Origin of the sequence: Maribacter spongiicola (genome assembly GCF_052119685.1) — a bacterium.
GTDB classification, from domain to species: Bacteria; Bacteroidota; Bacteroidia; order Flavobacteriales; family Flavobacteriaceae; genus Maribacter; species Maribacter spongiicola_A.
On sequence record NZ_JBGQOO010000032.1, the window covers coordinates 1 to 1,748 of the forward strand.

Genomic DNA, 1,748 nt, shown 5'->3' on the forward strand with positions numbered 1-1,748 from the left:
TAAAGCCCACGGTGCGCCTCTCACACCACCGTGCGTACGGGTCTCGTACACGGCGGTTCGTTATATCAGAACTTTACACTAAGGTAGTACGCTAGCATACTTTGATAACCTCTTTTGCCTAGGCGTTTTTCAGTAATAGTAGTTCTAAGTATAGGACTTTGGGCTACTGCCCATCCTCCCATTCTTGTCCTGCTCCAAGCATATGCTTGTCCCTGTTTTATACCTAGACCTATGAGATTCTTGCGTTTGCGCTCTGGTTTCTTCCAATCGTGCCATATGCAGTATCGTAGTCGGTTACGTAACCATTCATCCAGCTTTTTAAGTTTGGTCTGTATATTCCCTAATCGGAAATTGTTCAACCACCCTTTATAGATGGGTTTTAGCCGTTGTAACCTTTCCGCTAATGACAATGGCAGCGTTTTCTTGGTAAGATACCTGAGCTTGCGTTTAAGTGTTTGCCAAGCCTGTCCGCTTACTACTAACTGATAATGACCCTTTACGCCTTTCTTATATACCGGCGTAAACCTATAACCCAACACCTTGAATGTAGAGGGTCTTCGGATACCGCTCTTTGCCCGGTTGACAGGCAGATCCAGTTTCTCTTTTAGGAAAAGAAAAACCTCGTTCCCTATTGCTCGTGCAGCTGCTTTTGATTTTGTATAAATACTGAAATCATCGGCATAGCGGATAAACCTGAACCCTCTTGTTCTTAAATGTTTGTCCAATTGGTCCAACATGATATTGGACATTAATGGACTTAATGGGCTGCCTTGTGGCAATCCTTTTCTGCGCTTATGCAATCGTCCATTCTTTAAAATGGGCGCGCGTAACCATTTTCGGATCAGCCATAAGGTGGTCGGACATTTAACCTTGTTATAAATAAGCTGAAGTAGTTTATAGTGTTGTACTTCATCGAAGAAACTCTTTAGGTCTATATCTACTATGTCTTGGTAGCCATCATTGATGTACCCTTGACTTTTCAGTACTGCCTGTTGAAGGTTCTTCCTTGGGCGGAAACCGTAACTCTCCATCTCGAAATCAAGTTCGAAATGAATCACCAATTGTTGGCTTACCGCTTGTTGAAGCCACCTATCCACTACCGTGGGCACTCCCAGTAATCTGGTCTTGCCGTTCGGCTTGGGTATCTCTACCCCTTTGATAGCCTGTGGTATATAGCTTTTAGAAATAAGTTGGTTTACCACATTTGAGCGGTGGGCATCCATAAATGCCTTCAACTCTTGTGTGGCCATACCATCTACTCCTGCCGAACCTTTATTGCGGACTACCTTTTTACAGGCGTCGCTCAGGTTTCTAGCGGCTACTACTTTTGCTATCATTTAATTTACTGTTCTTGTCCTTCTAAGTATAGGCTATCCAATTAACGGATTCCTACACGAATCTAGACGTGATCTGACGTTCTGTCCTTCCTTACTTGTGAGACCTCTAGGGTTCTGCCCTAGCTCGTTTCCTGCAAGTACTATGACTTCTGCTGACTTCTCCATATAACTACACGTAGTTTTGGAGACCTCCCCAGGTAAGAACATCTTCTTTCACTCAATGCCTGTCGTATCTACATAGCTACCCTTTTGGTAATCGTTGGGCGTTACAATGATGTGCTTGCTTACCCAAGTAACTATGCCTCCGTATACGATTCCTGTTCGTCAGTACCGAGTTTTGTAGTCTCGCTTTCTTCAGATGTAACCTCACGGTTACCACCCTTGCGACTTACTAATGCTTCCAGACGTTAC

At 44.0% G+C, this 1,748-nt stretch carries 1 protein-coding gene; it reads right to left on the bottom strand.

Annotated elements, in window-relative coordinates; all coding sequences use genetic code 11:
* Positions 1–65 precede the first annotated feature (65 nt).
* Positions 66–1,337: a group II intron reverse transcriptase/maturase gene (gene ltrA, locus ACEN2N_RS18940; RefSeq protein ID WP_441825789.1), complete on the bottom strand. Its 1,272-nt coding sequence runs from the start codon at positions 1,335–1,337 to the stop codon at positions 66–68.
* Between the last annotated feature and the right edge of the window lie 411 nt (positions 1,338–1,748).